General features: G+C 62.5%; 30 protein-coding genes. 14 read left to right on the top strand and 16 right to left on the bottom strand.

Going from position 1 to position 25,572, the window contains the following annotated elements; translation table 11 throughout:
- The 5 genes from V7787_RS37230 to def form a co-directional block, all read right to left on the bottom strand.
- On the bottom strand, positions 1–298 hold a 298-nt coding region (locus tag V7787_RS37230), incomplete at its 3' end, for a tetratricopeptide repeat protein (protein WP_336092625.1).
- A gap of 11 nt (positions 299–309) precedes the next feature.
- The gene (gene trkA, locus V7787_RS37235; RefSeq protein ID WP_010951472.1) at positions 310–1,683 is read right to left on the bottom strand and encodes a Trk system potassium transporter TrkA; all 1,374 of its coding nucleotides are present in this window, start codon (positions 1,681–1,683) and stop codon (positions 310–312) included.
- 23 nt (positions 1,684–1,706) lie between these two features.
- Positions 1,707–3,017, bottom strand: coding sequence for a 16S rRNA (cytosine(967)-C(5))-methyltransferase RsmB (rsmB, locus tag V7787_RS37240; RefSeq protein ID WP_064492539.1), 1,311 nt, complete (start codon positions 3,015–3,017; stop codon positions 1,707–1,709).
- A complete protein-coding gene (gene fmt / locus V7787_RS37245; protein ID WP_064492538.1) occupies positions 3,014–3,946 on the bottom strand; it encodes a methionyl-tRNA formyltransferase in 933 nt (310 codons plus the stop codon). The genes rsmB and fmt overlap by 4 nt, the downstream gene beginning before the upstream one ends.
- A 60-nt stretch (positions 3,947–4,006) precedes the next feature.
- Positions 4,007–4,513, bottom strand: a complete 507-nt coding sequence (gene def, locus V7787_RS37250) for a peptide deformylase (protein ID WP_003253111.1) — start codon at positions 4,511–4,513, stop codon at positions 4,007–4,009.
- A gap of 206 nt (positions 4,514–4,719) precedes the next feature.
- Here def and dprA point away from each other — a divergent pair, with 206 nt between their 5' ends.
- The 4 genes from dprA (at position 4,720) to V7787_RS37270 (ending at position 7,992) form a co-directional block, all read left to right on the top strand.
- Positions 4,720–5,817, top strand: coding sequence for a DNA-processing protein DprA (gene dprA, locus V7787_RS37255; protein WP_019436826.1), 1,098 nt, complete (start codon positions 4,720–4,722; stop codon positions 5,815–5,817).
- Between the two features lie 42 nt (positions 5,818–5,859).
- The gene (locus tag V7787_RS37260) at positions 5,860–6,417 is read left to right on the top strand and encodes an L-threonylcarbamoyladenylate synthase (RefSeq protein WP_010951476.1); all 558 of its coding nucleotides are present in this window, start codon (positions 5,860–5,862) and stop codon (positions 6,415–6,417) included.
- Positions 6,418–6,751: 334 nt separating this feature from the next.
- Positions 6,752–7,246: a hypothetical protein gene (locus V7787_RS37265; protein WP_064492537.1), complete on the top strand. Its 495-nt coding sequence runs from the start codon at positions 6,752–6,754 to the stop codon at positions 7,244–7,246.
- A gap of 428 nt (positions 7,247–7,674) precedes the next feature.
- Positions 7,675–7,992, top strand: coding sequence for a hypothetical protein (locus tag V7787_RS37270; protein WP_064492536.1), 318 nt, complete (start codon positions 7,675–7,677; stop codon positions 7,990–7,992).
- A gap of 127 nt (positions 7,993–8,119) precedes the next feature.
- On the opposite strand, the gene V7787_RS37275 is transcribed toward V7787_RS37270, so the two are convergent.
- Positions 8,120–9,097 carry an NADPH:quinone reductase gene (locus V7787_RS37275; protein ID WP_064492535.1) on the bottom strand — a complete coding sequence of 326 codons (978 nt, stop codon included), beginning with the start codon at positions 9,095–9,097 and terminating at the stop codon, positions 8,120–8,122.
- A 134-nt stretch (positions 9,098–9,231) separates the two neighbouring features.
- Here V7787_RS37275 and hemF point away from each other — a divergent pair, with 134 nt between their 5' ends.
- Together hemF and aroE are read left to right on the top strand one after the other, a co-directional pair.
- Positions 9,232–10,143 carry an oxygen-dependent coproporphyrinogen oxidase gene (gene hemF, locus V7787_RS37280; protein WP_014754944.1) on the top strand — a complete coding sequence of 304 codons (912 nt, stop codon included), beginning with the start codon at positions 9,232–9,234 and terminating at the stop codon, positions 10,141–10,143.
- Positions 10,144–10,168: 25 nt separating this feature from the next.
- Positions 10,169–10,993 carry a shikimate dehydrogenase gene (gene aroE, locus V7787_RS37285; RefSeq protein WP_003253098.1) on the top strand — a complete coding sequence of 275 codons (825 nt, stop codon included), beginning with the start codon at positions 10,169–10,171 and terminating at the stop codon, positions 10,991–10,993.
- A 129-nt stretch (positions 10,994–11,122) separates the two neighbouring features.
- On the opposite strand, the gene V7787_RS37290 is transcribed toward aroE, so the two are convergent.
- From V7787_RS37290 to betC, 3 genes are all read right to left on the bottom strand, one after another.
- A complete protein-coding gene (locus V7787_RS37290; RefSeq protein ID WP_064492534.1) occupies positions 11,123–12,688 on the bottom strand; it encodes a SulP family inorganic anion transporter in 1,566 nt (521 codons plus the stop codon).
- Between the two features lie 144 nt (positions 12,689–12,832).
- Positions 12,833–13,756, bottom strand: coding sequence for a choline ABC transporter substrate-binding protein (gene choX / locus V7787_RS37295; RefSeq protein ID WP_003253093.1), 924 nt, complete (start codon positions 13,754–13,756; stop codon positions 12,833–12,835).
- Between the two features lie 14 nt (positions 13,757–13,770).
- Complete coding sequence (gene betC, locus V7787_RS37300) at positions 13,771–15,288, bottom strand: choline-sulfatase (RefSeq protein WP_064492533.1); 1,518 nt, start codon at positions 15,286–15,288, stop codon at positions 13,771–13,773.
- 108 nt (positions 15,289–15,396) lie between these two features.
- Here betC and V7787_RS37305 point away from each other — a divergent pair, with 108 nt between their 5' ends.
- Positions 15,397–16,296 (top strand): choline sulfate utilization transcriptional regulator, encoded by a 900-nt coding sequence (locus V7787_RS37305; RefSeq protein WP_064492532.1) that lies wholly within the window; start codon positions 15,397–15,399, stop codon positions 16,294–16,296.
- A gap of 32 nt (positions 16,297–16,328) precedes the next feature.
- On the opposite strand, the gene V7787_RS37310 is transcribed toward V7787_RS37305, so the two are convergent.
- The gene (locus V7787_RS37310) at positions 16,329–16,946 is read right to left on the bottom strand and encodes an NAD(P)-dependent oxidoreductase (RefSeq protein ID WP_064492531.1); all 618 of its coding nucleotides are present in this window, start codon (positions 16,944–16,946) and stop codon (positions 16,329–16,331) included.
- 52 nt (positions 16,947–16,998) lie between these two features.
- Here V7787_RS37310 and V7787_RS37315 point away from each other — a divergent pair, with 52 nt between their 5' ends.
- Positions 16,999–17,331, top strand: coding sequence for a DOPA 4,5-dioxygenase family protein (locus V7787_RS37315; protein ID WP_020189868.1), 333 nt, complete (start codon positions 16,999–17,001; stop codon positions 17,329–17,331).
- 120 nt (positions 17,332–17,451) lie between these two features.
- Here the strand turns inward: V7787_RS37315 and trpA are convergent, their stop codons facing one another.
- Together trpA and trpB are read right to left on the bottom strand one after the other, a co-directional pair.
- A complete protein-coding gene (trpA, locus tag V7787_RS37320) occupies positions 17,452–18,261 on the bottom strand; it encodes a tryptophan synthase subunit alpha (protein ID WP_064492530.1) in 810 nt (269 codons plus the stop codon).
- The gene (trpB, locus tag V7787_RS37325; protein ID WP_010951489.1) at positions 18,258–19,475 is read right to left on the bottom strand and encodes a tryptophan synthase subunit beta; all 1,218 of its coding nucleotides are present in this window, start codon (positions 19,473–19,475) and stop codon (positions 18,258–18,260) included. The genes trpA and trpB overlap by 4 nt, the downstream gene beginning before the upstream one ends.
- A gap of 110 nt (positions 19,476–19,585) precedes the next feature.
- On the opposite strand from trpB, the gene V7787_RS37330 reads away from it, so the two are divergent.
- Positions 19,586–20,482, top strand: a complete 897-nt coding sequence (locus tag V7787_RS37330) for a LysR family transcriptional regulator (RefSeq protein ID WP_064492529.1) — start codon at positions 19,586–19,588, stop codon at positions 20,480–20,482.
- Here V7787_RS37330 and V7787_RS37335 read toward each other — a convergent pair.
- Positions 20,479–20,802 carry a DUF883 family protein gene (locus V7787_RS37335; protein ID WP_003253078.1) on the bottom strand — a complete coding sequence of 108 codons (324 nt, stop codon included), beginning with the start codon at positions 20,800–20,802 and terminating at the stop codon, positions 20,479–20,481. The genes V7787_RS37330 and V7787_RS37335 overlap by 4 nt on opposite strands.
- A 150-nt stretch (positions 20,803–20,952) precedes the next feature.
- On the opposite strand from V7787_RS37335, the gene V7787_RS37340 reads away from it, so the two are divergent.
- Both V7787_RS37340 and V7787_RS37345 read left to right on the top strand, forming a co-directional pair.
- Positions 20,953–21,168 carry a dodecin gene (locus V7787_RS37340; RefSeq protein ID WP_003253076.1) on the top strand — a complete coding sequence of 72 codons (216 nt, stop codon included), beginning with the start codon at positions 20,953–20,955 and terminating at the stop codon, positions 21,166–21,168.
- A gap of 100 nt (positions 21,169–21,268) precedes the next feature.
- Positions 21,269–21,490 carry a DUF1161 domain-containing protein gene (locus tag V7787_RS37345; RefSeq protein ID WP_064492528.1) on the top strand — a complete coding sequence of 74 codons (222 nt, stop codon included), beginning with the start codon at positions 21,269–21,271 and terminating at the stop codon, positions 21,488–21,490.
- Positions 21,491–21,561: 71 nt separating this feature from the next.
- Here the strand turns inward: V7787_RS37345 and V7787_RS37350 are convergent, their stop codons facing one another.
- Positions 21,562–22,566, bottom strand: coding sequence for an LLM class flavin-dependent oxidoreductase (locus V7787_RS37350; protein ID WP_064492527.1), 1,005 nt, complete (start codon positions 22,564–22,566; stop codon positions 21,562–21,564).
- 152 nt (positions 22,567–22,718) lie between these two features.
- Here V7787_RS37350 and V7787_RS37355 point away from each other — a divergent pair, with 152 nt between their 5' ends.
- On the top strand, positions 22,719–23,144 hold the full coding sequence (locus tag V7787_RS37355) for an OsmC family protein (protein WP_003253070.1): 426 nt from the start codon (positions 22,719–22,721) through the stop codon (positions 23,142–23,144).
- 75 nt (positions 23,145–23,219) lie between these two features.
- On the top strand, positions 23,220–23,453 hold the full coding sequence (locus V7787_RS37360; protein ID WP_020191563.1) for a DUF1161 domain-containing protein: 234 nt from the start codon (positions 23,220–23,222) through the stop codon (positions 23,451–23,453).
- Between the two features lie 35 nt (positions 23,454–23,488).
- On the opposite strand, the gene V7787_RS37365 is transcribed toward V7787_RS37360, so the two are convergent.
- Together V7787_RS37365 and V7787_RS37370 are read right to left on the bottom strand one after the other, a co-directional pair.
- Positions 23,489–23,902: a PA0061/PA0062 family lipoprotein gene (locus tag V7787_RS37365; RefSeq protein ID WP_064492526.1), complete on the bottom strand. Its 414-nt coding sequence runs from the start codon at positions 23,900–23,902 to the stop codon at positions 23,489–23,491.
- Positions 23,903–23,957: 55 nt separating this feature from the next.
- Complete coding sequence (locus V7787_RS37370) at positions 23,958–24,371, bottom strand: PA0061/PA0062 family lipoprotein (protein WP_020191562.1); 414 nt, start codon at positions 24,369–24,371, stop codon at positions 23,958–23,960.
- An 85-nt stretch (positions 24,372–24,456) separates the two neighbouring features.
- Between V7787_RS37370 and V7787_RS37375 the strand changes: the two genes are divergently transcribed.
- Positions 24,457–25,533, top strand: coding sequence for an aminopeptidase (locus tag V7787_RS37375; protein WP_064492525.1), 1,077 nt, complete (start codon positions 24,457–24,459; stop codon positions 25,531–25,533).
- Positions 25,534–25,572: the final 39 nt, after the last annotated feature.

A 25,572-nucleotide genomic window follows, 5' to 3' on the forward strand; every position in this document is an offset into this window, starting at 1 on the left:
TGAGCTTCTTCAGGAATACGGTCATTTCTTTTTCGGCCTGCTTGTCACCATGGGCCTGCGCCGCCACGATCCCGTCTTCCCACGCCTTGCGCGCCGCCGCCAGCTCGCCCTGCAGCTGATAGGCCTTGCCCAGCAGCTTCCATGCTGCCGAGTATTTCGGATCCTGCTCTACACAGCGCGCCAGGTGCACCGCTGCTTCAGCGCCGTTGCCTTCATCCAGCCAGGCCTTGCCCAGGCCAAACCTCAGCAGCGGGTTATCCACACCTTTGGCCAGCATCTTCTCCAGCGATTCGCGCATGCCCTCTTCTCCTAGAAGAAACTCAAGCCGACGTGGAACAGCTTCTCCACATCGCGAATATGCTTTTTATCCACAACGAAGAGGATCACATGGTCCCCTGATTCGATCATGGTGTCGTCATGGGCAATCATCACCTCTTCATCACGGATGATCGCACCAATAGTGGTGCCCGGTGGCAGCGTGATGTCCTCGATTGCCTTGCCGACCACCTTGCTCGACTTCGAGTCCCCGTGTGCCACCGCCTCGATAGCCTCGGCTGCACCACGGCGCAGCGAGTGCACACTGACGATGTCGCCACGACGGACGTGCGCCAGCAGTGTGCCGATGGTGGCGAGCTGCGGGCTGATGGCAATGTCGATATCGCCGCCCTGCACCAGGTCGACATAAGCCGGGTTGTTGATGATGGTCATCACCTTGCCTGCGCCCAGGCGCTTGGCCAGCAAGGACGACATGATGTTGGCTTCATCATCGTTGGTCAGGGCCAGGAAAATATCGGCGTCGGCGATGTTCTCTTCGAGCATCAGGTCTTTGTCCGAGGCGCTGCCCTGCAGCACTACAGTGCTTTCCAGGGTATCGGAGAGGTGCCGACAACGCGCCGGGCTCATCTCGATGATCTTCACCTGATATCGGCTTTCGATGGCCTCCGCCAGGCGCTCGCCGATCTGCCCGCCGCCGGCGATGACAATGCGTTTATTGGTTTCGTCGATGCGGCGCAGTTCGCCCATCACTGCACGGATATCCTTCTTCGCGGCAATGAAGAACACCTCGTCGTCGGCTTCGATCACCGTGTCGCCACGCGGGGTGATCGGCCGGTCACGGCGGAAGATGGCCGCCACGCGGGTGTCGACGTTGGGCATATGCGCACGGATCTGGCGCAATTGCTGGCCGACCAGCGGGCCGCCGTAGTAGGCCTTCACTGCCACGAGCTGGGCCTTGCCCTCGGCGAAATCGATCACCTGCAGCGAGCCTGGGTGTTCGATCAGGCGCTTGATGTAATTGGTCACCACCTGCTCGGGGCTGATCAGAACGTCGACCGGGATATGGTCGTTGTCGAACAGCTCTTCGCGGGTCAGGTAGGACGATTCGCGCACCCGTGCAATCTTGGTCGGGGTATGGAACAGCGAATAGGCCACCTGGCAGGCAACCATGTTGGTCTCGTCACTGTTGGTTACCGCCACCAGCATGTCGGCGTCGTCGGCACCGGCCTGACGCAGTACCGTCGGCAGTGAGCCACGGCCCTGGACGGTGCGGATGTCCAGGCGGTCGCCGAGGTCGCGCAGGCGGTCGCCGTCGGTGTCGACCACGGTAATGTCGTTGGCTTCGCTGGCCAGGTGTTCAGCCAGCGTACCGCCTACCTGCCCTGCGCCGAGGATGATGATCTTCATGCGCTACTCCCTATCCTTTGTTCTTATCCGCGCGAGGCGGCGATCTTGATCAGCTTGGCATAGTAGAAACCGTCGTGGCCGCCTTCCTGGGCCAGCAACTGACGGCCGTGGGGCTGGCGCAGGCCGGCTTCGGTCGCCAGGTCCAGCTCACGAGCGCCCGGGGTGCGCGCGAGGAAGGCTTTGATCACTTCAGTGTTCTCGGTCGGCAATGTGGAGCAGGTGGCGTATAGCAGCATGCCGCCCACTTCCAAGGTCGGCCACAGGGCATCGAGCAGCTCGCCTTGCAGTGTGGCCAAAGCCGGAATGTCGTCGGCTTGGCGGGTCATCTTGATGTCCGGGTGGCGGCGAATCACGCCGGTGGCCGAGCACGGCGCGTCGAGCAGAATGCGCTGGAATGGCTTGCCGTCCCACCAGCTGGCAGTGTCGCGGGCATCGCAGGCGATCAGCTCGGCGTCCAGTTGCAGGCGGTCGAGGTTTTCTCGCACGCGGGTCAGGCGCTTGGCTTCGAGGTCGATGGCCACCATGTGCGCCAGGCCAGCCTCGGCCTCCAGCAGGTGGCAGGTCTTGCCGCCCGGTGCGCAGCAAGCATCGAGCACGCGTTGGCCGGGGGCCAGTTCCAGCAGGTCGGCAGATAGCTGCGCGGCTTCGTCCTGCACGCTCACCCAGCCTTCGGCGAAGCCTGGCAGGCCGCGCACGTCGCAGGCTTCAGCCAGCACGATGCCATCCCGGCTGTACTGACATGCGCTGGCGCCAATGCCTGCTTCGGCCAGCAGTGCCAAGTAGGCATCGCGGCTATGGTGACGGCGGTTGACCCGCAGAATCATCGGAGGGTGGGCATTGTTGGCGGCGCAGATGGCCTCCCACTGCTCTGGCCAGAAGGCTTTCAGCGCCTTCTGCAGCCAGCGCGGGTGCGCGGTACGCACCACCGGGTCGCGCTCCATGCCGGCGAGCAGTTCCTCGCCTTCGCGCTGGGCACGGCGCAGCACGGCATTGAGCAGGCCCTTGGCCCACGGCTTCTTCAGTTTGTCGGCACAGCCCACGGTCTCGCCGATGGCGGCATGGGCCGGAATGCGGGTGTAGAACAGCTGGTACAGGCCGACCAGCAGCAGCGCCTGAACATCGGCATCGGCTGCCTTGAAGGGCTTTTGCAGCAGCTGTGCGGCCAGCAGGTCGAGGCGTGGCTGCCAGCGTGCGGTGCCGAACGCCAGGTCCTGGGTCAGGCCGCGGTCGCGTTCATCTACCTTGTCCAGTTGCGCCGGCAGCGAGCTGTTCAGCGAAGCCTTGCCGCTGAGCACAGCGGCCAGCGCACGGGCGGCGGCGAGGCGTGGGTTCATTGGCCCAGCACCTTGCCAGCGGCGAACTTCTCGCGGCGGCTGTTGAACAGGTCACTGAAGCTCAATGCCTTGCCGCCAGGCAGTTGCAGGCGGGTCAGGCTCAGGGCTTGGTCCCCGCACGCAACTACGAGGCCGTCCTTGCTGGCGGAAAGTATCTCGCCTGGGGCGCCTTGGCCTGTGGACAGGTTGGCGGCCAGCACCTTGACGCTTTCACCATCCAGAGTGCTGTGACACACCGGCCATGGGTTGAAGGCGCGGATCAGGCGTTCCAGCTCGACAGCGGGGCGGGTCCAGTCGATACGCGCTTCGTCCTTGTTCAGTTTGTGCGCGTAGGTGGCCAGGGCATCGTCCTGTATTTCGCCTTGCAGCGAACCGTCAGCCAGGCCGGCGATGGCCTGAACCACTGCGGGCGGGCCCATTTCGGCCAGGCGATCGTGCAAGGTGCCGCCGGTGTCCTCGGCGCTGATCGGGGTGACTACCTTGAGCAGCATCGGGCCGGTGTCCAGGCCGGCCTCCATGCGCATCACGGTCACGCCGCTTTCGGCGTCGCCAGCTTCCACGGCACGCTGGATCGGCGCGGCACCGCGCCAGCGTGGCAGTAGGGAAGCGTGGCTGTTGATGCAACCCAGGCGCGGGATATCCAGCACCACCTGCGGCAGGATCAGGCCGTAGGCGACCACTACCATCAGGTCTGGTTTGAGTGCGGCCAGTTCGGCCTGCGCATCGGCGTTGCGCAGGGTCTGCGGCTGGAACACCGGGATGTCATGGGCCACGGCCAGTGCCTTGACCGCACTTGGCATCAGCTTCTGGCCACGGCCGGCCGGGCGGTCGGGCTGGGTGTAGACGGCCACGATCTCGTAGGGGCTGTCGAGCAGGGCCTTGAGGTGTTCGGCGGCAAACTCTGGAGTACCTGCAAAGACGATGCGCATGGAGTTCTCGCTTCAAAAAAGAAAAAGGCTTGCCGGAGCAAGCCTTCAGGAAGGTGGGGATCAGGCTTGCTGGCGATGCTGCTTTTCCAGCTTCTTCTTGATCCGGTCGCGCTTGAGCTGCGACAGGTAGTCGACGAACAGCTTGCCGTTGAGGTGATCGAATTCGTGCTGTACGCACACCGCCAGCAGGCCTTCGCATTCCAGTTCGAACGGCTTGCCGTCGCGGTCCTGGGCCTTGACCCGGACACGCAGCGGACGGTCGACGTTCTCGTAGAAGCCCGGTACCGACAGGCAGCCCTCCTGGTACTGGCCCATGTCATGGGTCAGCTCTTCGACCGACGGGTTGATGAAGACGCGCGGTTCGCTGCGGTCTTCGCTGAGGTCCATGACCACAACCTGCTTGTGCACGTTCACCTGGGTAGCGGCCAGGCCGATGCCAGGGGCTTCGTACATGGTTTCAAACATGTCGTCGATCAGCTGACGCAGGGCGTCGTCGAACTCCGTCACCGGTTTGGCGAGGGTGCGCAGGCGCGGGTCCGGGAATTCGAGAATGTTCAAGATGGCCATAAGGTCAGGCAGTCACTGTGCGTTCGGTTGAAAACTGAGCACACATAATAAAGGGAAACGGGGATTTCGGCACCTGGCAAGCTCGTCTAGGGTGACTATGGGCTTGATAGCCCCCAATCAATGGACAGCTTTTCAAAGTGTTACTCACAGAGTTATCCACAGGTTGTGCCACGTAATTGGCCCCCTTTCGATCAAGGATGATCTCAATGCCCAGTCACCATTCGTCGCCCTGCCCGCCTGCCGAACTGGAGGCACGCTTACGCCTGCATCGCCTCCCCGAGGCTGGACTGCGACGCTTTCGAACGTTGCTCGAAGCCTTCGGCAGTGCCTCCTCCGCGCTCAGTGCTCCCGCTTCGGCCTGGCGAGCGCTGGGCATTCCCCAAGCCACCATCGATGCCCGGCGCAGTGCCGAGGTACGCGATGGCGCACTGGCCGCAATGGCTTGGCTGGAGCGCCCTGGCCAGCATTTGCTGATGTGGGACGGCCCAGACTACCCAGCTTTGCTGGCAGAAATCGACGATGCCCCGCCGCTGCTTTTTGTCGCTGGCGAACCTGCCTTGCTCGATCGTCCTCAGCTGGCGATCGTGGGCAGCAGACGTGCCACACCCCCGGCGCTCGACACCGCCCGGGCATTTTCCCGCTACCTCGCGCAGGCTGGTTTCACCATTACCAGCGGGCTGGCGGTAGGTGTCGACGGTGCCGCTCATCGGGCCGCGTTGCAGGCTGGCGGCGGCACGATTGCCGTGCTCGGGACGGGGTTGCAAAAACTTTATCCACAGCGCCATAGGGACCTTGCGCAGGCGATGATCGACAACGGCAGTGCGCTGGTTTCCGAGTATCCCCTGGATGCCGGGCCGCTGCCCGGCAACTTCCCCCGGCGCAACCGCATCATCAGTGGCCTGTCGCTCGGTGTGCTGGTGGTCGAGGCGAGCCTCGCCAGCGGCTCGCTGATCACGGCGCGCCTGGCGGCGGAACAAGGCCGCGAGGTGTACGCCATTCCGGGCTCCATTCATCACCCGGGGGCCAAGGGCTGTCACCAGCTGATCCGTGATGGGGCGCTGCTGGTGGAAACTGTGGAGCAGATCCTGGAAAGCTTGCAGGGTTGGCAGAACCTGCCGCCTGCGGTTGTGGACAGATTCGACCACCCCCTGCTCGCCCTGCTGCATGCCGCACCCCAGACCAGTGAAAGCCTGGCCCACTGCAGCGAGCAGCCGCTGGCCGACGTGCTGGCGCAGTTGACCGAGCTGGAGCTGGAAGGCCGGGTCAGCAATGAAGCCGGGCGTTGGTTTGCCCGTGCGGGCTAAGTACACTGCTCACATGCAAGGTATATAGGCGGAGAAACAGCAATGGTGAGCAGTTTTCGTGTGCAACAAGCCGCACGTGAGATCCGGGCGGGCGCGGTGATCGCCTACCCGACGGAAGCGGTCTGGGGCCTGGGCTGCGACCCATGGAACGAGGACGCGGTGTATCGCCTGCTGGCGCTGAAGTCGCGTCCTGTGGATAAAGGGCTGATTCTGATCGCTGACAATATCCGTCAGTTCGACTTCCTGTTCGAGGACTTCCCCGAAGACTGGATCGACCGCATGAGCAGCACCTGGCCGGGGCCGAACACCTGGCTGGTGCCGCACCAGGACCTGTTGCCCGAATGGGTGACCGGGCAGCATGACACGGTAGCGCTGCGGGTCAGTGATCACCCGGTGGTGCGTGAGCTGTGCGCGCTGGTGGGGCCGCTGATTTCCACCTCGTGCAACCCTGGCGGGCGCCCGGCGGCGAAGACCCGCTTGCGGGTTGAGCAGTACTTCCATGGCCAGTTGGACCTGGTGCTGGGTGGTGCGCTGGGCGGGCGGAAGAACCCGAGTGTGATTCGCGACCTGGCAACCGGCGAAGTCGTTCGCCCGGGTTGATACCAATCCACACGCCTGGCTCGGGTCTCGGGCCCCTGTGGGAGCGGGCGCGCCCGCGAAGAATACAACTCGGTGCCTGGCACGGGCTTCGCCCGTGTTCGCGGGCATGCCCGCTCCCACGAGGTTAGGGCCAATTCACCGCAGATTTTTCTGATTATGTCTCGAATGGCTGTCCGGTACTGAGTTTGGGAAATTTCTTACTCCCTGCGTCCCCAGTCTTCACCTTCCCTGCATAAACCCCAGCCTCTAGCTTGCTAGCCATGCGTCGCACGTGCGGCGCTCGATCTTTGACGCTAGCAAGAACCGTCGCCAATCGGCGGGAGTACTGGGGAACATGCCGCTATTCGAAAATGCCGAGTACCTGATAAGGGCGAATCTTGAGCAGCTTGCGTCCAACCACCGGGTCAGGGCGGTGGAAATTGGTAGGTTCACCGCTGATCAGTTTGACGCGATCAATAGGCAGAAGGACGGGCAGGATTTGCCACAGCTTGAGGACCCAGGCATCGTTTTCATCGGTAGCCATGCCTACAGAAGCCGGGTAGTACGAGATGGTTACACCATCGATGACATGATTCTGCAGATCAAGGCAGCACTGGCTGCGACGTCGATCTGGAAGAGTGCCACGCACATGACTGCCCTTCGCAGCACGTTTGGTCGCGATGATGGCTATGGTAACGAGGTCTTCGATGAGGCGATTTTTGAACTGACGGCCCGCAAGCCCAAGGCAGAGCTCTATTCCATCATCCCGAAAGGGGATAGAAACAAGCCAAAAAATAAAGGCCGCTTAAGCGGCCTAAATGGCGGGGATGCACTCGCCCGGATAACTTGAAACTCAACCGGCGCACCAGCACATCCTCAAGCAGAAAGGCTACGCTTCCGAATCTGTACGGTCAAGCCGGGATCTTTTTCTCGCGTGCTATAGATGGGCCTTCTGTGGCTTTCTACGTGATCAGGGTTTTCTGATTTTTGCCAAAATGTCTGTCCAGCTGGGCACTTCGGAAATATCCTACGACCCGCGTCTCCTTACATCACCTTCTAAGTGGGAACCTCTGCCTCTAGGCTCTATCCGTCGCCGAATAACTTGGCGATCGGGTGTGGTAGCCCGGATGCATTTTTTCCATGACAGTCTATGGTGGCTGTGCGTGGGAGGCTTTCGAGCCTGCCTGGATTGGAAAATGCCCGGGTCTACCACCTCGCGTACAGTCGCCACCCATTCACGTGGTAGTGAGGGTTGGCGGCCTTGAGGAGCATTTTCCAATGATGAAGAAAATAGTCCCCGATCCACCTCTCCCATGCACCTCCACCCGCCCCTTCGGCCGCTGCGATGCCGGCCACGATCCACTCTTCACCGTCAACCCAAACATTTCTGCCGAGGACGCTCTGGTCCACGTAGCCCTTTACCTGCGCAGCGCTTACGAAACCGGCTACAAAGCTTTGGACTACATGCGTGAAGAAGGCCGTGGCATGTTCTGGTCGAACCTGCATGCGATTGAGATGGCAGAGGGTGTGATCGAGGCGATACTCGATGGCATCGAGTCGTCTCCACCGCCGACAAACCGACCCTCACAGGCATAGCGAAGCTATCGAAGCCGACGCAGTACCTGTGGGAGCGGGCTTGCCCGCGAACACCGGCAAAGCCGGTGCCATCCATCGCGGTGGCTTCTTCGCGGGTAAACCCGCTCCTACAGGGGATGTGTGTGGCTCAGGGGATTAGTACAGTCGATCCTACAGTCCGCCGCGCCGACAGCTCTGCCTGCGCCTTGGCCGCCTCGCTCAGTGGATACCGCTGCTGGATATCCACAACCAGCTTTCCGCTCGCAATCATCGCAAACAGGTCATCGGCCATGGCCTGGGTGTTCTCGGCATTGTTGGCATAGGTGGCCAAGGTCGGCCGGGTGACATACAGCGAGCCCTTCTGCGCCAGAATCCCCAGGTTCACCCCGCTCACTGCACCGGAAGCGTTGCCAAAGCTCACCATCAACCCACGCGGGCGCAGGCAGTCCAGGGAGGTCAGCCAAGTGTCGGCGCCCACGCCGTCATACACCACAGGGCATTTCTTGCCGTCGGTCAGCTCCAGTACGCGCTTGGCCACATCTTCACGGCTGTAGTCGATGGTCGCCCAAGCCCCCAGCGCCTTGGCCCGCTCTGCCTTCTTGGCAGAGCTCACGGTGCCGATCAGCTTGGCGCCCAGGGCCTTGGCCCACTGGCAAGCCAGCGACCCTACACCACCGGCTGCGGCATGGAACAGGATCACATCACCCGCCTTCACCTCATAGGTCTGCTTCAGCAGGTACTGTACGGTCAAACCCTTGAGCATCACCGCTGCCGCCTGCTCGAAGCTGATGGTGTCCGGCAGCTTGACCAGGTTGGCTTCCGGTAGCGTATGCACCTCGCTGTAGGCGCCCAGCGGGCCGCCGGCATGTGCCACACGGTCTCCTACCTTCAGCCGGGACACGCCTTCGCCCACGGCCTCTACCACACCTGCCGCTTCGGTACCCAGGCCAGAAGGCAGGGACGGCGGCGCATACAGCCCGCTTCGGAAGTAGGTATCGATGAAGTTCAGGCCGATCGCATGGTTACGCACGCGCACCTGCTGCGGCCCGGGCGGGGTGGGTTCGAATTCCACAAACTGCAGCACTTCCGGGCCGCCATGCTGGCTGAACTGGATACGCTTGGCCATCTCGCACTCCTGTAGTCGGGATCGGGAAAGGCCTTCTATCGGACGCCTTTGCTTGGTCGTCGTCAACTGCGGCGCGCGCGCTGGCGGTGGTATGCTACGCGGCGAATTCTTCCCTGCCCGTTCCTGGTGACCCGATGACTAGCCGCACCGAGGCCGTGAAAGCCTACCTGCTCGACCTGCAAGACCGCATCTGCTCTGCCCTCGAAACCGAAGACGGCGGTGCCCGCTTCGTCGAGGACGCCTGGGTGCGCGAAGCCGGTGGCGGGGGCCGCACGCGGGTGATCGGCGACGGTAAGGTGATCGAGAAAGGCGGAGTCAACTTCTCCCATGTGTTTGGTGCCGGCCTGCCTCCCTCGGCCAGCGCCCACCGCCCTGAACTGGCGGGCCGTGGCTTCGAGGCCCTGGGGGTGTCGCTGGTGATCCACCCGCACAACCCGCATGTGCCTACTTCCCACGCCAATGTGCGGTTCTTCATCGCCGAAAAGGAAGGTGAAGAGGCCGTATGGTGGTTCGGCGGCGGCTTCGACCTGACGCCGTACTATGGCAACGAAGAAGACTGCATCCACTGGCACCGCGTGGCCGAACAGGCCTGCGCACCGTTCGGCGCCGACGTGTATCCGCGTTACAAGGCCTGGTGCGACCGCTACTTCCACCTCAAGCACCGTGGCGAGCCACGCGGCATCGGCGGCCTGTTCTTCGACGACCTGAACGAGTGGGACTTCGACACCTGCTTCGCTTTCATCCGCGCCATCGGCGATGCCTACATCAACGCCTACTTGCCGATCGTCCAGCGCCGCAAAGACACGCCTTACACCCCGCAACAGCGCGAGTTCCAGGAATACCGCCGCGGCCGCTACGTGGAGTTCAACCTGGTCTATGACCGCGGCACCCTGTTCGGCCTGCAGTCCGGTGGCCGCACCGAATCCATCCTCATGTCGCTGCCACCGCAGGTGCGTTGGGGTTATGACTGGAAGGCCGCGCCCGGCAGTGAAGAAGCGCGCCTGACAGAGTACTTCCTGCAGGACCGCGACTGGCTCGGCCAGTAAGCCTGTGGATAAACAAGGAGCCGTCATGGACCAGTACGTCGTTTTTGGTAACCCCATCGGCCACAGCAAGTCGCCGCTGATCCACCGCCTGTTCGCCGAGCAGACCGGTCAGGACCTGGAATATGCCACGCTGCTGGCGCCACTGGACGAGTTCAGCGACTGCGCGCGCGGCTTCTTCAAGCAAGGCAGTGGCGGCAATGTCACCGTGCCGTTCAAGGAAGAGGCCTACCGCCTGTGCGACAGCCTGACCCCGCGTGCCCGGCGCGCAGGCGCAGTGAACACGCTGAGCAAGCTGGCTGATGGCACCCTGCAGGGCGACAACACCGACGGCGCTGGCCTGGTGCGCGACCTGACGGTGAATGCCGGGGTCGAGCTGGCGGGCAAGCGCATTCTCATCCTCGGTGCCGGTGGCGCCGTGCGCGGCGTGCTGGAGCCTATTCTGGCGCACAAGCCGCAGTCGCTGGTGATTGCCAACCGTACCGTGGAAAAGGCCGAGCAGCTGGCGCGCGAGTTCGATGAACTGGGGCCGGTGGTGGCCAGCGGGTTTGCCTGGTTGCAGGAACCTGTGGATGTGATCATCAACGCCACCTCGGCGAGCTTGGCCGGGGAATTACCACCGATTGCCGACAGCTTGGTCGAGGCGGGTCGTACGGTTTGCTACGACATGATGTATGGCAAGGAGCCGACGCCGTTTTGCCAGTGGGCTACCAAGCTGGGGGCTGCCAAGGTACTGGATGGGTTGGGGATGCTGGCTGAGCAGGCAGCTGAAGCCTTCTTTATCTGGCGTGGCGTGAGGCCGGATACGGCGCCGGTGTTGGCTGAACTGCGCCGGCAACTCGCTCGGGGCTGAGATGGCCGGGGCCGCTTGGCGGCCCTATCGCGACGCAAGGCCGTTTCCACAAAGTACGTCGTACGCCGATCCTCTGTGGGAGCGGCCTTGCGTCGCGATGGGCTGCAAAGCAGCCCCAGAATCCCAACCTCATTCCTCAAACCGGATCGGGCACAACTCCACCCCTTCCAGCTTCTGCAACTCCTCGATCACTTGGGGCCTGGCCCGGTGCAAGGTCAAACTCCCCCCCAATCGCCGCAACCTTCGTGCCTCACGGTGCAACATGTCCACACCCGAGTAATCGATGAAATTCACCTGCCGGGCATCGATCACTACATGCGGCCCCTGGCAGCGCTGCAAGCGCACCTGCAGGTAATGCGCCGCACCAAAGAAAATCGACCCACCTACCCGCAATACATCCGCGTCCCCTTCACGGCTTTGTTGGATCCGTGGTCGTGAGGTGCGCTTCAAATAGAAGAACAGCGAAGCCAGTACCCCGGCATAGATGGCCGTCTGCAGCTCCAGCAGCAATGTCGCTGCCGCCGTCAGCGCCATCACCAGAAACTCCGAGCGGCTGACCCGGAACAATGCACGGATCCCTCGGTGGTCCACCAACCCCCAGCAGATCAGCAGAATACTGCCGGCCATGGCCGGTATCGGCAGGTGCGCGATCAGGCCGGCGCCAGTCACCGCGAACAACGCCACCCACAGCGCCGAAAACACCCCGGCCATGGGCGAGCGGGCGCCCGCCTCGTAGCTCAGGCCCGAGCGGGTGAAGGAGCCGGCAGACAAGTAACCCGAGAAAAAGGCACCAGCAATGTTCGACAGGCCCTGTGCGCGGATTTCCTGGTCCGGGTCGATCAGTTGTTCTGAACGTGCCGATAACGAGCGAGCAATCGACAGACTGGTGACCAACCCCAGCATGCCTACCGCCACGGCGCTGGGCAGCAGACGCAACATGAGCTCCACGTCCAGCAAAGGCAGCGGGCTGAAAGGCGGGAGTTGCCCGGTGAACGCTGCCACCCGCGGTACATGGCCAAAGAAGCCCGGCATCAGCCAGGCCAGCAAGCTGACCAGGATCAGGCTTATCAACAGGCTCGGCCAGCGTGGGCGCCAGAGTTTGAAGGCCACACCGATCACGACGGTGGCCAGGCCCAGCAGCAAGGAAGGCAGGTCGACCTCGCCTGCGTGGCTGGCCAGGTCTTGCACGGTCATCAGCGCGGTGGCCTGGCTGGGCAGGGCCATGCCCAGCAGGTTGGGTAGCTGGCCCAAGGCAATGACGATGGCGGCACCCAGCGTGAAGCCGAGCACCACGGAATGGGAGACGAAGTTGACCAGCGCACCGAAGCGCAACAGCCCGAGCAGCAGCTGGAAAATGCCGCCGAGGAAGGTCAGCAGCAACACAAGCGTGATGTAGTCAGCGCTGCCGGCCACGGCCAGCGGGCTGATGCTGGCGTAGAGCACGATGGAAATGGCAGCGGTCGGGCCGCAGATCAGGTACCAGGAAGAACCCCACAGGCAGGCGATAAGTACCGGCACGATGGCGGCGTAAAGCCCGTATTCGGCGGGCAGGCCGGCGATCAGGGCGTAGGCGATGGATTGCGGCAGGGCGAGGATGGCGCCGCTCAAGCCTACCAGCAGGTCCTGGCGCAGGCTGCGGCCCGATTGGCGGGGAAGCCAGGTGAGGAAGGGCAGCAGTAAAGAGAGGCGATGCATGGGTTATCCACAATCCTTAAGGGGTCGCCAAGCCCTGTGGGAGCGGGCATGCCCGCGAAAAAGCCAACGCGTTGCTTGGCACCGGCTTTGCCGGTGTTCGCGGGCGCGCCCGCTCCCACAGGGTTGGTGTGTTGCTTTGTGAGATTACAGTTTGGCTTTGACGGCCTCCAGGGCATCCCCATCGGCCTTGGTGGTAACTCCGGCCAACCACCCATCCAACCGTTCAGGATGCGCTTTCACCCAGGCCTTGGCCGCTTCATCGAAGCTGATCTTCTTGTCTACCACCTCGGCCATGATGCTGTTTTCCATGTCCAGTGTGAACTTGAGGTTACCCAGCAGCTTCGCGGCATTCGGGCAGGCTTGTGGATAACCCTTGCGCGTCAGCGTATATACCTCGCCCTTGCTGCCGAACCACTTTTCCCCACCGGTCAGGTAATGCATTTTCAGCTTCACGTTCATCGGGTGCGGGGTCCAGCCAAGGAAGGTGATGAATTGTTGCTTCTTCACCGCCCGGTCGACCTGGGCCAGCATCGCCTGCTCGCTGGACTCCACCAGCTTCCACTGGCCGAGGTTGAATTCATTCTTGTCGATGATTGCCTTGAGCGACAGGTTGGCCGGGGCGCCGGAGCCGATTCCATACAGCTTTTTGTCGAACTGCCCGGCGTGTTTCTGCAGGTCAGCGAAGTCCTTCACCCCGGCATTCCACACATAGTCGGGCACTGCGAGGGTGAACTCGGTTCCCTCCAGGTTGCGCGACAGCTGCTGCACATCGCCATTGGCGATGAACTTGTCATGGAAGCCTTGCTGCGCCGGCATCCAGTTGCCGAGGAAGGCGTCGACCTGGCCGTCCTTGAGGCCGCCGTAGATGATCGGTACGGCCAGGCTGTCGATCTTCACCTGGTAACCCAGGCTTTCCAGTAACAGGCGTGCCACGGCATTGGTCGAGGCAATATCACTCCAGCCGGGGTCGGCCATTTTCACGGTACTGCATTGCGCATCGCTGTCTGCGGCGTGGGCCGTGGTGGCGCTCAGGGCCAGGACGAACACGGCGGCGGAGAACTTGTGCATGGCGGCCTCTCTTCTCAATCCAGGGGGGCGGGCTGTGGATAACGTGCCTTGCGCTCGAGGTCATCGAGATCGATGTGGTTGCGCATGTACTGTTGGCTGGCGTCCACCAGTGGTTGGTGATCCCAGCTTTTCAGCTTGCCGATGGCCAGCGCTTCGGCCACCAGGCGGCGGCGGCGCTGGCTGGCCAGCACCTGCTGGCGCAGGCTGGGGATGTCCCAGCGCTGTTGCGCTTCATCGACAAATGCCTGCAGCAGCACCTGGTGGTCCGGGCTGCCGGTGAGGTTCTCCCGCTCGTGCGGGTCGCGGCTCAGGTCATAGAGTAGGCATGGGTCGTCTTCGCTGTACACGAACTTGTAGGGCCCGCGGCGGATCATCATCAGCGGGCCGACGGTGCCTTCGGCCATATACTCGCCGATCACCTCGTCGTGACCGCCCTGCCCTTGCAGATGGCCCAGCAGTGAGCGGCCGTCCAGCTGCAGGTCTTTATCCACAGCGCCGCCAGCCAGTTCGACCAAGGTTGGCAACAGGTCGCAGGTCGACACCGAGGCAGTGACCCGGCCCGCCGCGAAGCGCTTCGGCGCATGGATCAGCAGCGGCACCCGCGCCGACATTTCGAACCAGTGCATTTTGTACCAGAGGCCACGTTCGCCAAGCATGTCGCCGTGGTCGCCGGAAAACACGATCACTGTGTCATCGGCCAGGTTGCATTCCTCCAGGGTCTGCAGCAATTGGCCGATGTTGTCATCGATATAGCTGCACGCGCCGAAGTAGGCGCGGCGGGCGTCGCGAACCTTATCCACAGGCAGTGGCTTGTTCCACAGGTCGTAGACCTTCAGCAGGCGCTGCGAATGCGGGTCGAGTGCTGCCTGGCTGAACTCGGCACGGGGCATGGGGATATCCACACCTTCGTAGCGGTCCCAGTAGCGTTTGGGAATGGTGTAGGGGTCGTGCGGGTGCGTCATCGAAACGGTCAGGCAAAATGGCCGGCCATCGTTTTCGCGCACATGGTCGTACAGGTACTGACGCGCCTTGAACACTACCTCCTCGTCGAAATCCAGCTGATTGGTGCGCACGCATGGACCGGCCTGCAGCACCGAGGACATGTTGTGGTACCAGCTTGGACGCACATCGGGTTCGTCCCAGTTCACCGCCCAACCGTAGTCGGCCGGGTAGATGTCGCTGGTCAGGCGTTCTTCATAGCCGTGTAACTGGTCCGGGCCGCAGAAGTGCATCTTGCCCGACAGCGCGGTGCGGTAGCCCAGGCGACGCAGGTAATGGGCGTAGGTCGGCACATCGGCAGGGAAGTCGGCCGCGTTGTCGTAGGCGCCAATGCGGCTGGGCAACTGACCGCTGACCAGGGTGAAGCGTGATGGCGCGCACAGTGGGCTGTTGCAGTAGGCCGAGTCGAACACCACGGCTTGCTCGGCCAGATGGCCGAGGTGCGGCATCTTGATGGGCGAAGGGCCGTAGATCGGCAGCAAGGGCGCGGCCATCTGGTCGGCCATGATGAACAGGATATTCGGACGCGTCATAGTGGCTTCCATCGTTGAGGGTTATGCGAACTGCTTGCCTACCAAGATGCGACTGTGGATAACATGGGTAAAGCCCATGGCGGGCAATGACTGGGATTAGCCAAGCTTATGTTTGAGCACCTTGCTGGGTTGTCGCTGGATACCTTGCGCGTATTCGAGGCCGCTGCGCGCCTACGTGGCTTTACTGCTGCGGCGCTGGAGTTGGGTACCACGCAGCCGGCAGTGAGCCAGCAGGTGAAGCGCCTGGAGGCACAGTTGGGCACGCGCCTGTTTGACCGTATTTACCGGGGCATCGAGCTGACCGAGGCTGGCCAGTTGCTGTTCGAACAGGTGCATCAGGGGCTGCAGTCCATGGATGACGGTATTGCCCAGGCCGGCGGGCGCGGCCAGCGCGAAGTGCTGCAGGTCGCCACCGACTTTGCCTTTGCGGCGTTCTGGCTGATGCCAAGGCTGCAGCGCTTTCATGAGGCTTATCCTCAGGTGGATGTGAGCCTGGTGACGGGTGAGCGCAGCCAGGGCATGTTGCGCCCGGACATTGATGTGGCGGTGCTGTTTGGCGATGGACGCTTTCACCAAGGAGAAAGCCGCTGGCTATTCGATGAGGAAGTGTTCCCGGTGTGCAGCCCCCATCTGACTCATGGCAAAGCCTTGTCAGCTGTGGCTTTGCAACGATTGCCGCTGCTGCATTTGAAGGGCGAGCAGGCCAGCCGCTGGTTTGACTGGGCGGGGGTATTTCGTGGGTTTGGTGTGGAAAGCTCACCGCCGGCGGGGCAGCTGCGGTTTGATAACTATACCTTGCTGATTCAGGCAGCGATTGCCGGGCAAGGGGTGGCGATTGGCTGGGCGCACCTGGTGGATGGGTTGGTGGAGCAAGGGTTGCTGTGCCGGCCGCTGGAGGGGAGTTTGCGCTCGGAACGCGGCTATTACGTAGTCTTACCGCCGCGCAAGCGGCGTGGGGCGTTGATCGAGCGGTTCGTGGATTGGTTGGAGCAGGAGCGCAGCCTTTGAGATTTTGGGGCCGCTTTGCGGCCCCCGGCAATTTAGACCACGAAGTTCAGGTGCTCGCCCCGGTGCAAGTCCAGCTCCAGCATGTCCACCATCCCCGCTGCGATCCTGGACAATCGCCGCAACGGCTCAGCCAGCCCAGGCTCCAGCGTGCCTTCGGTACTGCGAAAATGCTCCATGCCCAACCCGGCCAGTTCCTCCGGTGCATTGATCAGCGTCCAGTGCAAGGCACTGCGCTGCAACCCATCAACCACCTGGGCCACGCATTCCCGTTCCACCTCGCTGTACTTGCCCGGCTCATCCAGCACATCGAAATCGCCCACAAGCAGTAGCCGGCGTATAGTCGTACGCGAAAGCCCCGCCACCAGCGCCTCGCTCAAGCGTGCCTGCCCCGGCAGGTCACCCGGCGCCAGCGCTGGTAACAGGGCGATCACCGCCGAGCCGCCCGCTGCGCCCTGCTCCGCCTGGTGGGCATCACCCAGCCCCCCTATCTTGAAGTGCAGGCCCGGACGCGGCGAATGGCGGTTGAGGTCGTCGACCACGGCGATGACTTCGTGCTGGCGCGACAGCAGCTCGACCATCAGGGCATTGCCCAGGCTGCTTTCAGGCCCGAACAGGACCAGTTTGAACACTGGGGTTTCGGCGTTTTTCACTGCATCACTCCCGTTGCAGGTGGTGATGGTTGGACCGCAATCAGGAGTTATCGTGCAGAGGATCAAGGGTTATCACGCCCACGTTTATTACGACGCAGCCACCATGGAGCAGGCCCGCGAACTGTGCGAGGAGGCGGCGCGGCTGTTCCCGGTGACCATGGGGCGCATGCATCAGAAACCGGTTGGGCCGCATCCGGACTGGAGTTGCCAGCTGGCGTTCGGGCCCGAAGTGGTGGGAGTGGTTTTGCCTTGGTTGGCGCTGTACCGCAAGGGCCTGGTGGTATTCATGCATCCGGAAACCGGGGATGAACTGGCGGATCACCGGGATCATGCGATCTGGATGGGGGCCGTGCGGCCATTGAATCTGTCGGTTTTTGGGGGCTAGGCGGGGGTTGCCTGTGCTGGCCTCTTCGCGGGTGAACCCGTTCCTACAACGATATCGCAGAGCCAGAGGGTGGCACTGGCCCCGTAGGAGCGGGTTTACCCGCGAAGCAGACGACGCGATTTAGCGGCGTGCGCCACGCACCCCTTCAGCCAATGCCGAGCACAGGCTCAATACATCAGTCACCGCCTGATCGGCGCTTTTGGCCTGGGCGATCTTGTCGACCAGTGCCGAGCCCACCACCACACCATCCGCCAAGCGGGCAATGTTCGCAGCCTGTTCCGGCGTGCGAATGCCGAAGCCAACGCTGATCGGCAGATCGGTATGCCGGCGCAGGCGGGCAATGGCTTCGGTCACATGCTCGGTGGTCGCCGAACCGGCACCGGTCACACCAGCCACCGACACGTAGTAGACGAACCCGGAGCTGCGCTCCAGCACGCGCGGCAGGCGCGCGTCGTCGGTGGTCGGGGTGGTCAGGCGGATGAAGTCGATGCCTGCGGCCTGGGCCGGGGTAGCCAGTTCGGCGTCGTGCTCTGGCGGAAGGTCGACGATGATCAGGCCATCGACGCCCGCTGCCTTGGCTTGAGCCACGAACGTGTCCACGCCAAAGCGGTGAATAGGGTTGTAGTAACCCATCAGCACGATCGGCGTGGTCTGGTTATCCACACGGAATTCGCGAACCATCTGCAGGGTCTTGGCCAAGGTCTGGCCAGCTTCAAGGGCGCGCAGGGTGGCCAGCTGGATGGCCACGCCATCGGCCATCGGGTCGGTGAACGGCATGCCCAGCTCGATCACGTCGGCGCCAGCAGCCGGCAGGCCCTTGAGGATCTGCAACGAGGCGTCGTAGCCCGGGTCGCCAGCTGTGACGAAGGTGACCAGTGCCGAGCGGCCTTCGGCCTTCAGCTCGGCGAAGCGTTGTTCAAGACGGCTCATGCCTGTTTCTCCTGGGCGGCCATGTGGTTCATGACGGTTTGCATGTCTTTGTCGCCGCGGCCCGACAGGCACACGACCATCAGGTGGTCCTTGGGCAGCTTCGGTGCGCGCTTGATCGCTTCGGCCAAGGCGTGGGAGCTTTCCAGGGCTGGAATGATGCCTTCCAGACGGCAGGTTGCGTGGAACGCATCCAATGCTTCGTCGTCGGTGATGCTGACGTACTCGACGCGCTTCACCTCATGCAGATAGGCGTGCTCCGGGCCGATGCCCGGGTAGTCCAGGCCTGCGGAAATCGAGTGGGCATCGGTGATCTGGCCGTCTTGGTCCTGCAACAGGTAGGTGCGGTTGCCGTGCAACACGCCCGGTACGCCGCCGTTCAGGCTGGCGGCGTGCTTGTCGGTGTGTACGCCGTGGCCACCGGCTTCAACGCCGATGATCTGCACGCTCGGCTCTTCGAGGAACTCATGGAACAGGCCCATGGCATTGGAGCCGCCGCCGACGCAGGCAACCAGGCTGTCTGGCAGGCGGCCTTCCTTCTCTTGCAACTGGGCACGGGTCTCTTTGCCGATGATCGACTGGAAGTCGCGCACCATGGCGGGGTACGGGTGTGGGCCAGCCACGGTGCCGATCAGGTAGAAGGTGTCTTCGACGTTGGTAACCCAGTCACGCAGGGCTTCGTTCATGGCGTCTTTCAGGGTGCCGGTGCCGGCGGTAACCGGCACGATCTCGGCGCCCAGCAGCTTCATGCGGAACACGTTGGCCTGCTGGCGCTCGATGTCGGTGGCGCCCATGTAGATCACGCAAGGCAGGCCGAAGCGCGCGGCGACAGTGGCGGTGGCGACACCGTGCATGCCGGCGCCGGTTTCGGCGATCAGGCGCTTTTTGCCCATGCGCTTGGCCAGCAGCACCTGGCCGATGCAGTTGTTCACCTTGTGCGCGCCGGTATGGTTGAGCTCTTCACGCTTGAAGAAAATCTTCGCCCCGCCGCAATGCTCGGTCAGGCGCTCGGCGAAGTACAGCGGGTTGGGGCGGCCGATGTAGTCGCGCTGAAAGTAAGCCAGCTCTTCAAGGAACTTGGGGTCTGCCTTGGCCGCTTCGTATTCGCGGGCCAGGTCCAGCACCAGTGGCATCAGGGTTTCGGCCACGTAGCGGCCGCCGAACGAGCCGAACAGGCCATTGGCGTCGGGGCCGGGGCGGTATTGGGACTGGGTCATGGGGCGCTCCGGGGCGTAGTGAATGAGTGATGAGCTTTACTCTAACCACGGCAAGCTCGGCTGAAAACCGATAAGATTGCGTAAACTTGTCAGAAAAACTCACAGGTAAAATGGCCCACGACCTCCCTCCCCTCAATGCCCTGCGCGCCTTCGAGGCTGCCGCCAGGCTGAACAGTGTCAGCCAGGCGGCGGAAGCGCTGCACGTCACCCACGGCGCTGTCAGCCGGCAGATCAAGGTGCTTGAGGAGCATCTGGGCGTAGCCCTGTTCGTCAAGGACGGGCGTGGCATCAAACTCACAGATGCCGGTATGCGTCTGCGCGATGCCAGCGGTGAGGCCTTCGACCGGCTGCGCAGCGTGTGTTCCGAGCTCAGCCGTGATGTGAGCGAGGCGCCATTCGTGCTGGGCTGCTCGGGCAGCCTGCTGGCGCGGTGGTTTATCCCGCGACTGGGCCGGTTGCAGGCGGATTTGCCTGAGCTGCGCTTGCACCTGTCGGCGGGTGAGGGCGACTTGGACCCGCGGCGGCCCGGGCTGGATGCGTTGCTGGTGTATGCCGAGCCACCGTGGCCGGCGGACATGCAGGTGCACGTGCTGGCCGAAGAATGCATCGGGCCGGTGCTCAGCCCACATTTCGCAGGTTTCCAGCGCTTGCAGGGGGCGCCCGCCAAGGCATTGTTGGGCGAAGCCTTGCTGCACACCACTTCACGCCCGCAAGCGTGGCCTACCTGGGCGGTGCAACAGGGCCTGGACCCGACGGCCATTCACTATGGTCAGGCTTTCGAGCACCTGTATTACCTGCTGGAGGCTGCCGTGGCCGGATTGGGCGTGGCGATTGCACCGCAGCCACTGGTCGCCGATGACCTGCGGGCGGGCCGTTTGAGTGCGCCTTGGGGCTTCTCACCTACCCAGGCGGCGCTGGCATTGTGGGTGCCACGGCGCGCCGCAGACGGGCGCGCCGAGCAGTTGGCGCAGTGGTTACGGGCGGAACTTGCGCGGCAGAGCGCTTAGTTTCGCTTGCATATCAGGTAGGCCGCCAGCAGGCCCAGCGCACCAATGGCCACACCGGCGGTGGTGTATGGGTGCTCCTGGGCGTAGTCCCGGGTGGCTATGCCGGTCTGTCGGGTGCGCTGCTTCACTTCCTCGTACGCATCGCTCAGTAGGCTGCGCGAATGACGCAGTGCGCTTTCAGCGTTGCTGCGGATTGCCTTCACCGACTTCTGGGACTCTTCCGACGCATCATGCTTGAGGTGTTCCAAGCTTTTCAGAAGGCTCTCGATCTCCGCTTCCATGCTTTCCAGGGATGTTTTACGCAGCGAGTTGCGGTGCATGTTGACTCTCCTTTGCAGTATGGGCTGTAAGGATTGCGACCCTTGGGCTGCGTGAAAGTGCGATCGAACTTTCGCTGACAGTGACCGCTCGCAGGTAAACCAGGCCTGCGCTGCTAGGCTGAATCTCACTGTCAACCACGGAGAGCACTCATGACCGATCATCACACCTACAAGAAAATCGAACTGGTCGGGTCTTCGCCCACCAGTATCGAAGAGGCGATTAACAATGCTCTGGCCGAAGCCGGTAAAAGCATCAAGCACCTGGAATGGTTCGAAGTGGTCGATACCCGCGGCCATATCCGCGACAACAAAGCGGCGCACTTCCAGGTCACGCTGAAGGTCGGCTTCCGTATCGCCAATAGCTGAAACAACGTTGGGTTGTATGATCCCGGCGTGATGAGGTATTCAGAAAAGGGGCGCCTTGGTGGGGCCCCTTCTGATTTCATCTGCACAAGGAACGCGAGTGATGAACAAACTGATTCTGGCGCTGGGCCTGATGACCCTGGCCGGTGGTGCGCTGGCAGCGGGCAAACCGTGCGAGGAACTGAAGGCGGAAATTGCGGCCAAGCTGGATGCCAAGGGCGTCACTGGCTACAAGCTGGAGATCGTCAAGAAAGGCGAGCCGGCGGGCAAGGTGATTGGTAGCTGCGAGGCCGGTAGCAAGGAGATTGTTTACCGCCGCGGCTAATGTGTTTGCTCATTCGCGGGCTTGCTCGCTCCCAAGTCAACCTATGGGAGCGGGCGAGCCCGCGACGAGGGTCACTCGGTCTTGAGGGCCTGCGCCATCAGCTCATATGACCGAATGCGGTCCGCATGCTCATACAGGTCACAGGTAAAGATCAGCTCATCCGCACCCGTCTGTTCCAGCAGCACTTCTACCTTGGCCTTTACCTTCTGCGGGCTGCCGATCATGGCCAGCCCCAGGAAGCTGCCCACCGTCTCTCGCTCATGGGGCAACCACAGCCCATCCATGCTTTCCACGGGTGGCTTCTGCATCAGGCTCTGCCCACGAATCAGCGCCAGGATGCGCTGGTAGACCGAGGTGGCCAGGTATTCGGCCTTCTCGTCGGTCTGCGCCACCACCATGGGAATGCCCAGCATCACATACGGCTTGTCCAGCGTGGTCGAGGGCTTGAAATGGTTGCGGTACACGCGAATGGCCTCGTGCATGTAGCGTGGCGCGAAATGCGAGGCGAAGGCGTAGGGCATGCCGCGCATGCCCGCCAGCTGGGCACTGAACAGGCTGGATCCCAGCAACCACATCGGCACGTCGGTGTCGTACCCCGGTACGGCGATCACTTTTTGATCATCAGTGCGTGGCCCGAGGTAGCGCGAAAGCTCCTCGACATCGTCCGGGAAGTCGTCCGGGCCGCCAGCGCGGTCGCGTCGCAGGGCATAGGCCGTCATCTGGTCCGAACCCGGTGCACGGCCCAGGCCAAGGTCGATACGCCCCGGATACAGGCTGGCCAAGGTGCCGAACTGCTCGGCGATCACCAGTGGCGCATGGTTGGGCAGCATCACCCCGCCAGAGCCCACGCGAATACGTGAGGTCCCCCCGGCCAGGTAGCCGATCAGCACCGAAGTCGCCGAACTGGCGATGCCGTCCATGTTGTGGTGCTCGGCCACCCAGAAGCGGTTATAGCCAAAGCGCTCGACATGCTGCGCCAGGTCCAGCGAGTTGCGCAGCGATTGCGCGGGGCCAGCGTCGGCGCGTACGGGCACCAGGTCCAGGGTGGAAATCTTCAGGTCACGCAGCTGCGTCATGGAGCCTCCGCAAAAGTGATTGGCCAGAGGCCTTTTTGACTCTGTATGGGCGCGTTCGTTGGATTCAATGCCTGCAAGCATATTGCTCTGAACTTGCGGCAGGCGGCAGGCCTCTGAACCCTAGGTAAGCAACCCAGTGACCAGGAGGCATCATGAAAAAGACAGCATCGGCGATCTGGCAAGGTGGCCTGAAGGATGGAAAAGGTCTGCTTTCTACCGAAAGCGGCGCACTCAAGCAGAACCCTTATGGCTTCAACACACGTTTCGAGGGCACGCCCGGCACCAACCCGGAGGAGCTGATTGGCGCGGCCCATGCCGGTTGCTTCTCGATGGCGCTATCCATGATGCTCGGCGAGGCGGGGCTTACCGCAGAGCGGATCGACACGGCTGCAGAGGTGACGCTCGACAAGCAAGCTGACGGTTTTGCCATTACCGCGGTGCATCTGGTGCTCAGGGCCAAGGTACCTGGGGCCAGCGAGGCTCAGTTCCTGGAGATTGCCAACAAGGCGAAGGAAGGCTGCCCGGTGTCCAAGGTTTTGAATGCAAAGATCAGCCTGGATGCGGCGCTGGTGGGGTGAAACGGTGCAACGGTGGTGGTTTGCTGTAGTCTAAAGAACGTCGGCAGCGCCACTGCCCTTTCCAGGAGCCGTTCCATGATTCGCGTAGCTATCGCTGTGTTGGCTTCCCTTGTCGCCACGTCTGCGCTGGCGGCCGTCAAGCCATGCGAGGAGCTGAAAGCCGAGATCGAGGCCAAGATCCAGGCCCAAGGGGTTTCGTCCTACACGCTGGAGATCGTGCCCAACAGCGAGGTCAAGGACCAGAACATGGTCGTCGGGACCTGCGATGGCGGGACGAAGAAGATCATCTATCAAAAGAACGATCGATAAGCATCAGGGCCCGGGGCTGCGAAGCAGCCCCACACTCACGGGATGCAGAACACGTCGCTAGGCTCGTTCACCACCACCTTGCGGTTGGCGTCATACAGCAGCACCTGCGGCTCCATCACCGGCGCCCGCGCTTCCAGGCGATAGCGCTCGCCGGCCTTGAAGTTGTCAAAGCGGACGGTCAGGTAGCAGGTTCGGTCCCTGGGTTGTGACATGAGGCCGCCCGAGTAGATTTCATAATCGAAGCGCACCACCAGTTCATGCTTGCCCGGTGTCACCTGAAAGTAACGGCCATCGTCCAGGCGCTTGCCATCGAGGCGGTCGGCCATGATCACCCGACCGGGGGTCATGGTGTACAGATCGACCCAAGCCTGCTTGGGGTCGACGGGCGGCAAGGGGCTGGCGCAAGCCCCCAGTGTACTGAGGGCGATCAGCATCATGGGCTGGCGCATGGCAAAACTCCCACTTGCGATTTACAAGTAACAAGCATAGCGCCGTTTGTGCAGTTCAGGTGCGCTGACAACCCGCCGGCAGCCCTTGACCCAGCAGTTTTTGCTGGTGGTCGTAGAGTTTTATCCAAGGGCGGAAGCCAATGCTGCCAGCCTGCAGCTGATAACGCTGCCCGGCGCTGAAGTCCTTGAAGGTCAGCTTGACCTGGCAATCGCGCCACAGTGGCTCATCGACGGGGCCGATATTGCTGGGGTTAACCGGAAACTGATAGCGCACGGTCAGTTCGTGGCTGCCGGGTTGAACCTCGAAATAGCGGCTGTCAGCCCAGTCACGCTCATCGACCTGCACGGCGTCTAGCGAAGTATTGTCGTAGCGGGTGAGGTCGATCCAGGCCTGGTTCGGGTCTGGGTCTGGCAATGTTGAACAGGCAGAGATCAACAACACTGAGCCGGCGACCAATAATGCACGCATGGCGAAACTCCCCCTTGGCGAGATAGTCTTGGAGCGAAATGGTCTTGAGCGAGTCAGACAGTCCCGGATGCTTCGACTTTTTCTTATGCAGCGCTCAGGCCTTGGGGCACTCGACCGCATTTTCACCCGTTTGGTTCCGCTGCTTGCGGCGTTCCTGCTGAACGGTTGCAGCAATGTCTCCTACTATGGGCAGCTGGCCCAGGGCCAGTGGCAGTTGCTGCGGGCGCGGCAGCCTGTAGAGCAGGTATTGGCCGACCCTGCTACCCCTGCACCCTTGCGCGCGCACCTGCAACAGGCCGAACAGGCGCGGGTGTTTGCCAGCCAGCAATTGAAACTGCCAGACAACCGCAGCTACCGGGTATATGCCGACCTTGGCCGCCCCTACGTGGTATGGAATGTGTTCGCCACACCCGAGTTGTCGTTGCAACCGGTAACGCACTGCTTTCCGATTGCCGGGTGCGTGGCGTACCGCGGCTACTACCAGCAAGGCGCGGCGCGAGGTGCGGCGGCGTTGATGCGTCAGGATGGCCTGGATGTGTACGTGGGCGGCGTGGAAGCATATTCGACCCTGGGTTGGTTCGATGACCCGATTTTGTCGTCGATGGTGGGCTGGGGCGATGAGCGCCTGGCTACGTTGATCTTTCATGAACTGGCCCACCAGCGCTTCTATGTGCAGGACGATACCGAGTTCAATGAATCGTTTGCCTCGTTCGTCGAGCAGGAAGGCACGCGGCAATGGCGGGCGGCGCGTGGGCTGGCGGCGGTTGACGCAGGGCAGAGGCAGCAGCAGCGTGACCAGTTCATCCGCCTGGTGCTGGCCTGTCGTGAGCGGTTGCAGGCCATTTATGCCGGGCCTTTGGATGATGCGCACAAGCGCCGGGCCAAGCAGGCCGAGTTTGAGCGTTTGAGGCGTGAATACCGGCAGGTGCGTGATGGCCAGTGGGGTGGTGACAAGCGCTATGACGCGTGGATGTATGGGCCGATGAATAATGCCAAGTTGTTGCCGTTCGGGCTCTATGACCAGTGGGTGCCGGCGTTTGCGGCGCTGTTTCGTGAGGTGGGTGGGGATTGGGTTCGGTTTTACGCGCGGGTCGAGCATTTGGGGCGGTTGCCGATTGAAGAAAGGAAAGCGGCGTTGCAGCGTCTGATGGTTAGCCTTTGAGATTTTGGGGCCGCTTTGCGGCCCATCGCGACACAAGGC

It is taken from the genome of Pseudomonas sp. CGJS7, assembly GCF_036961695.1.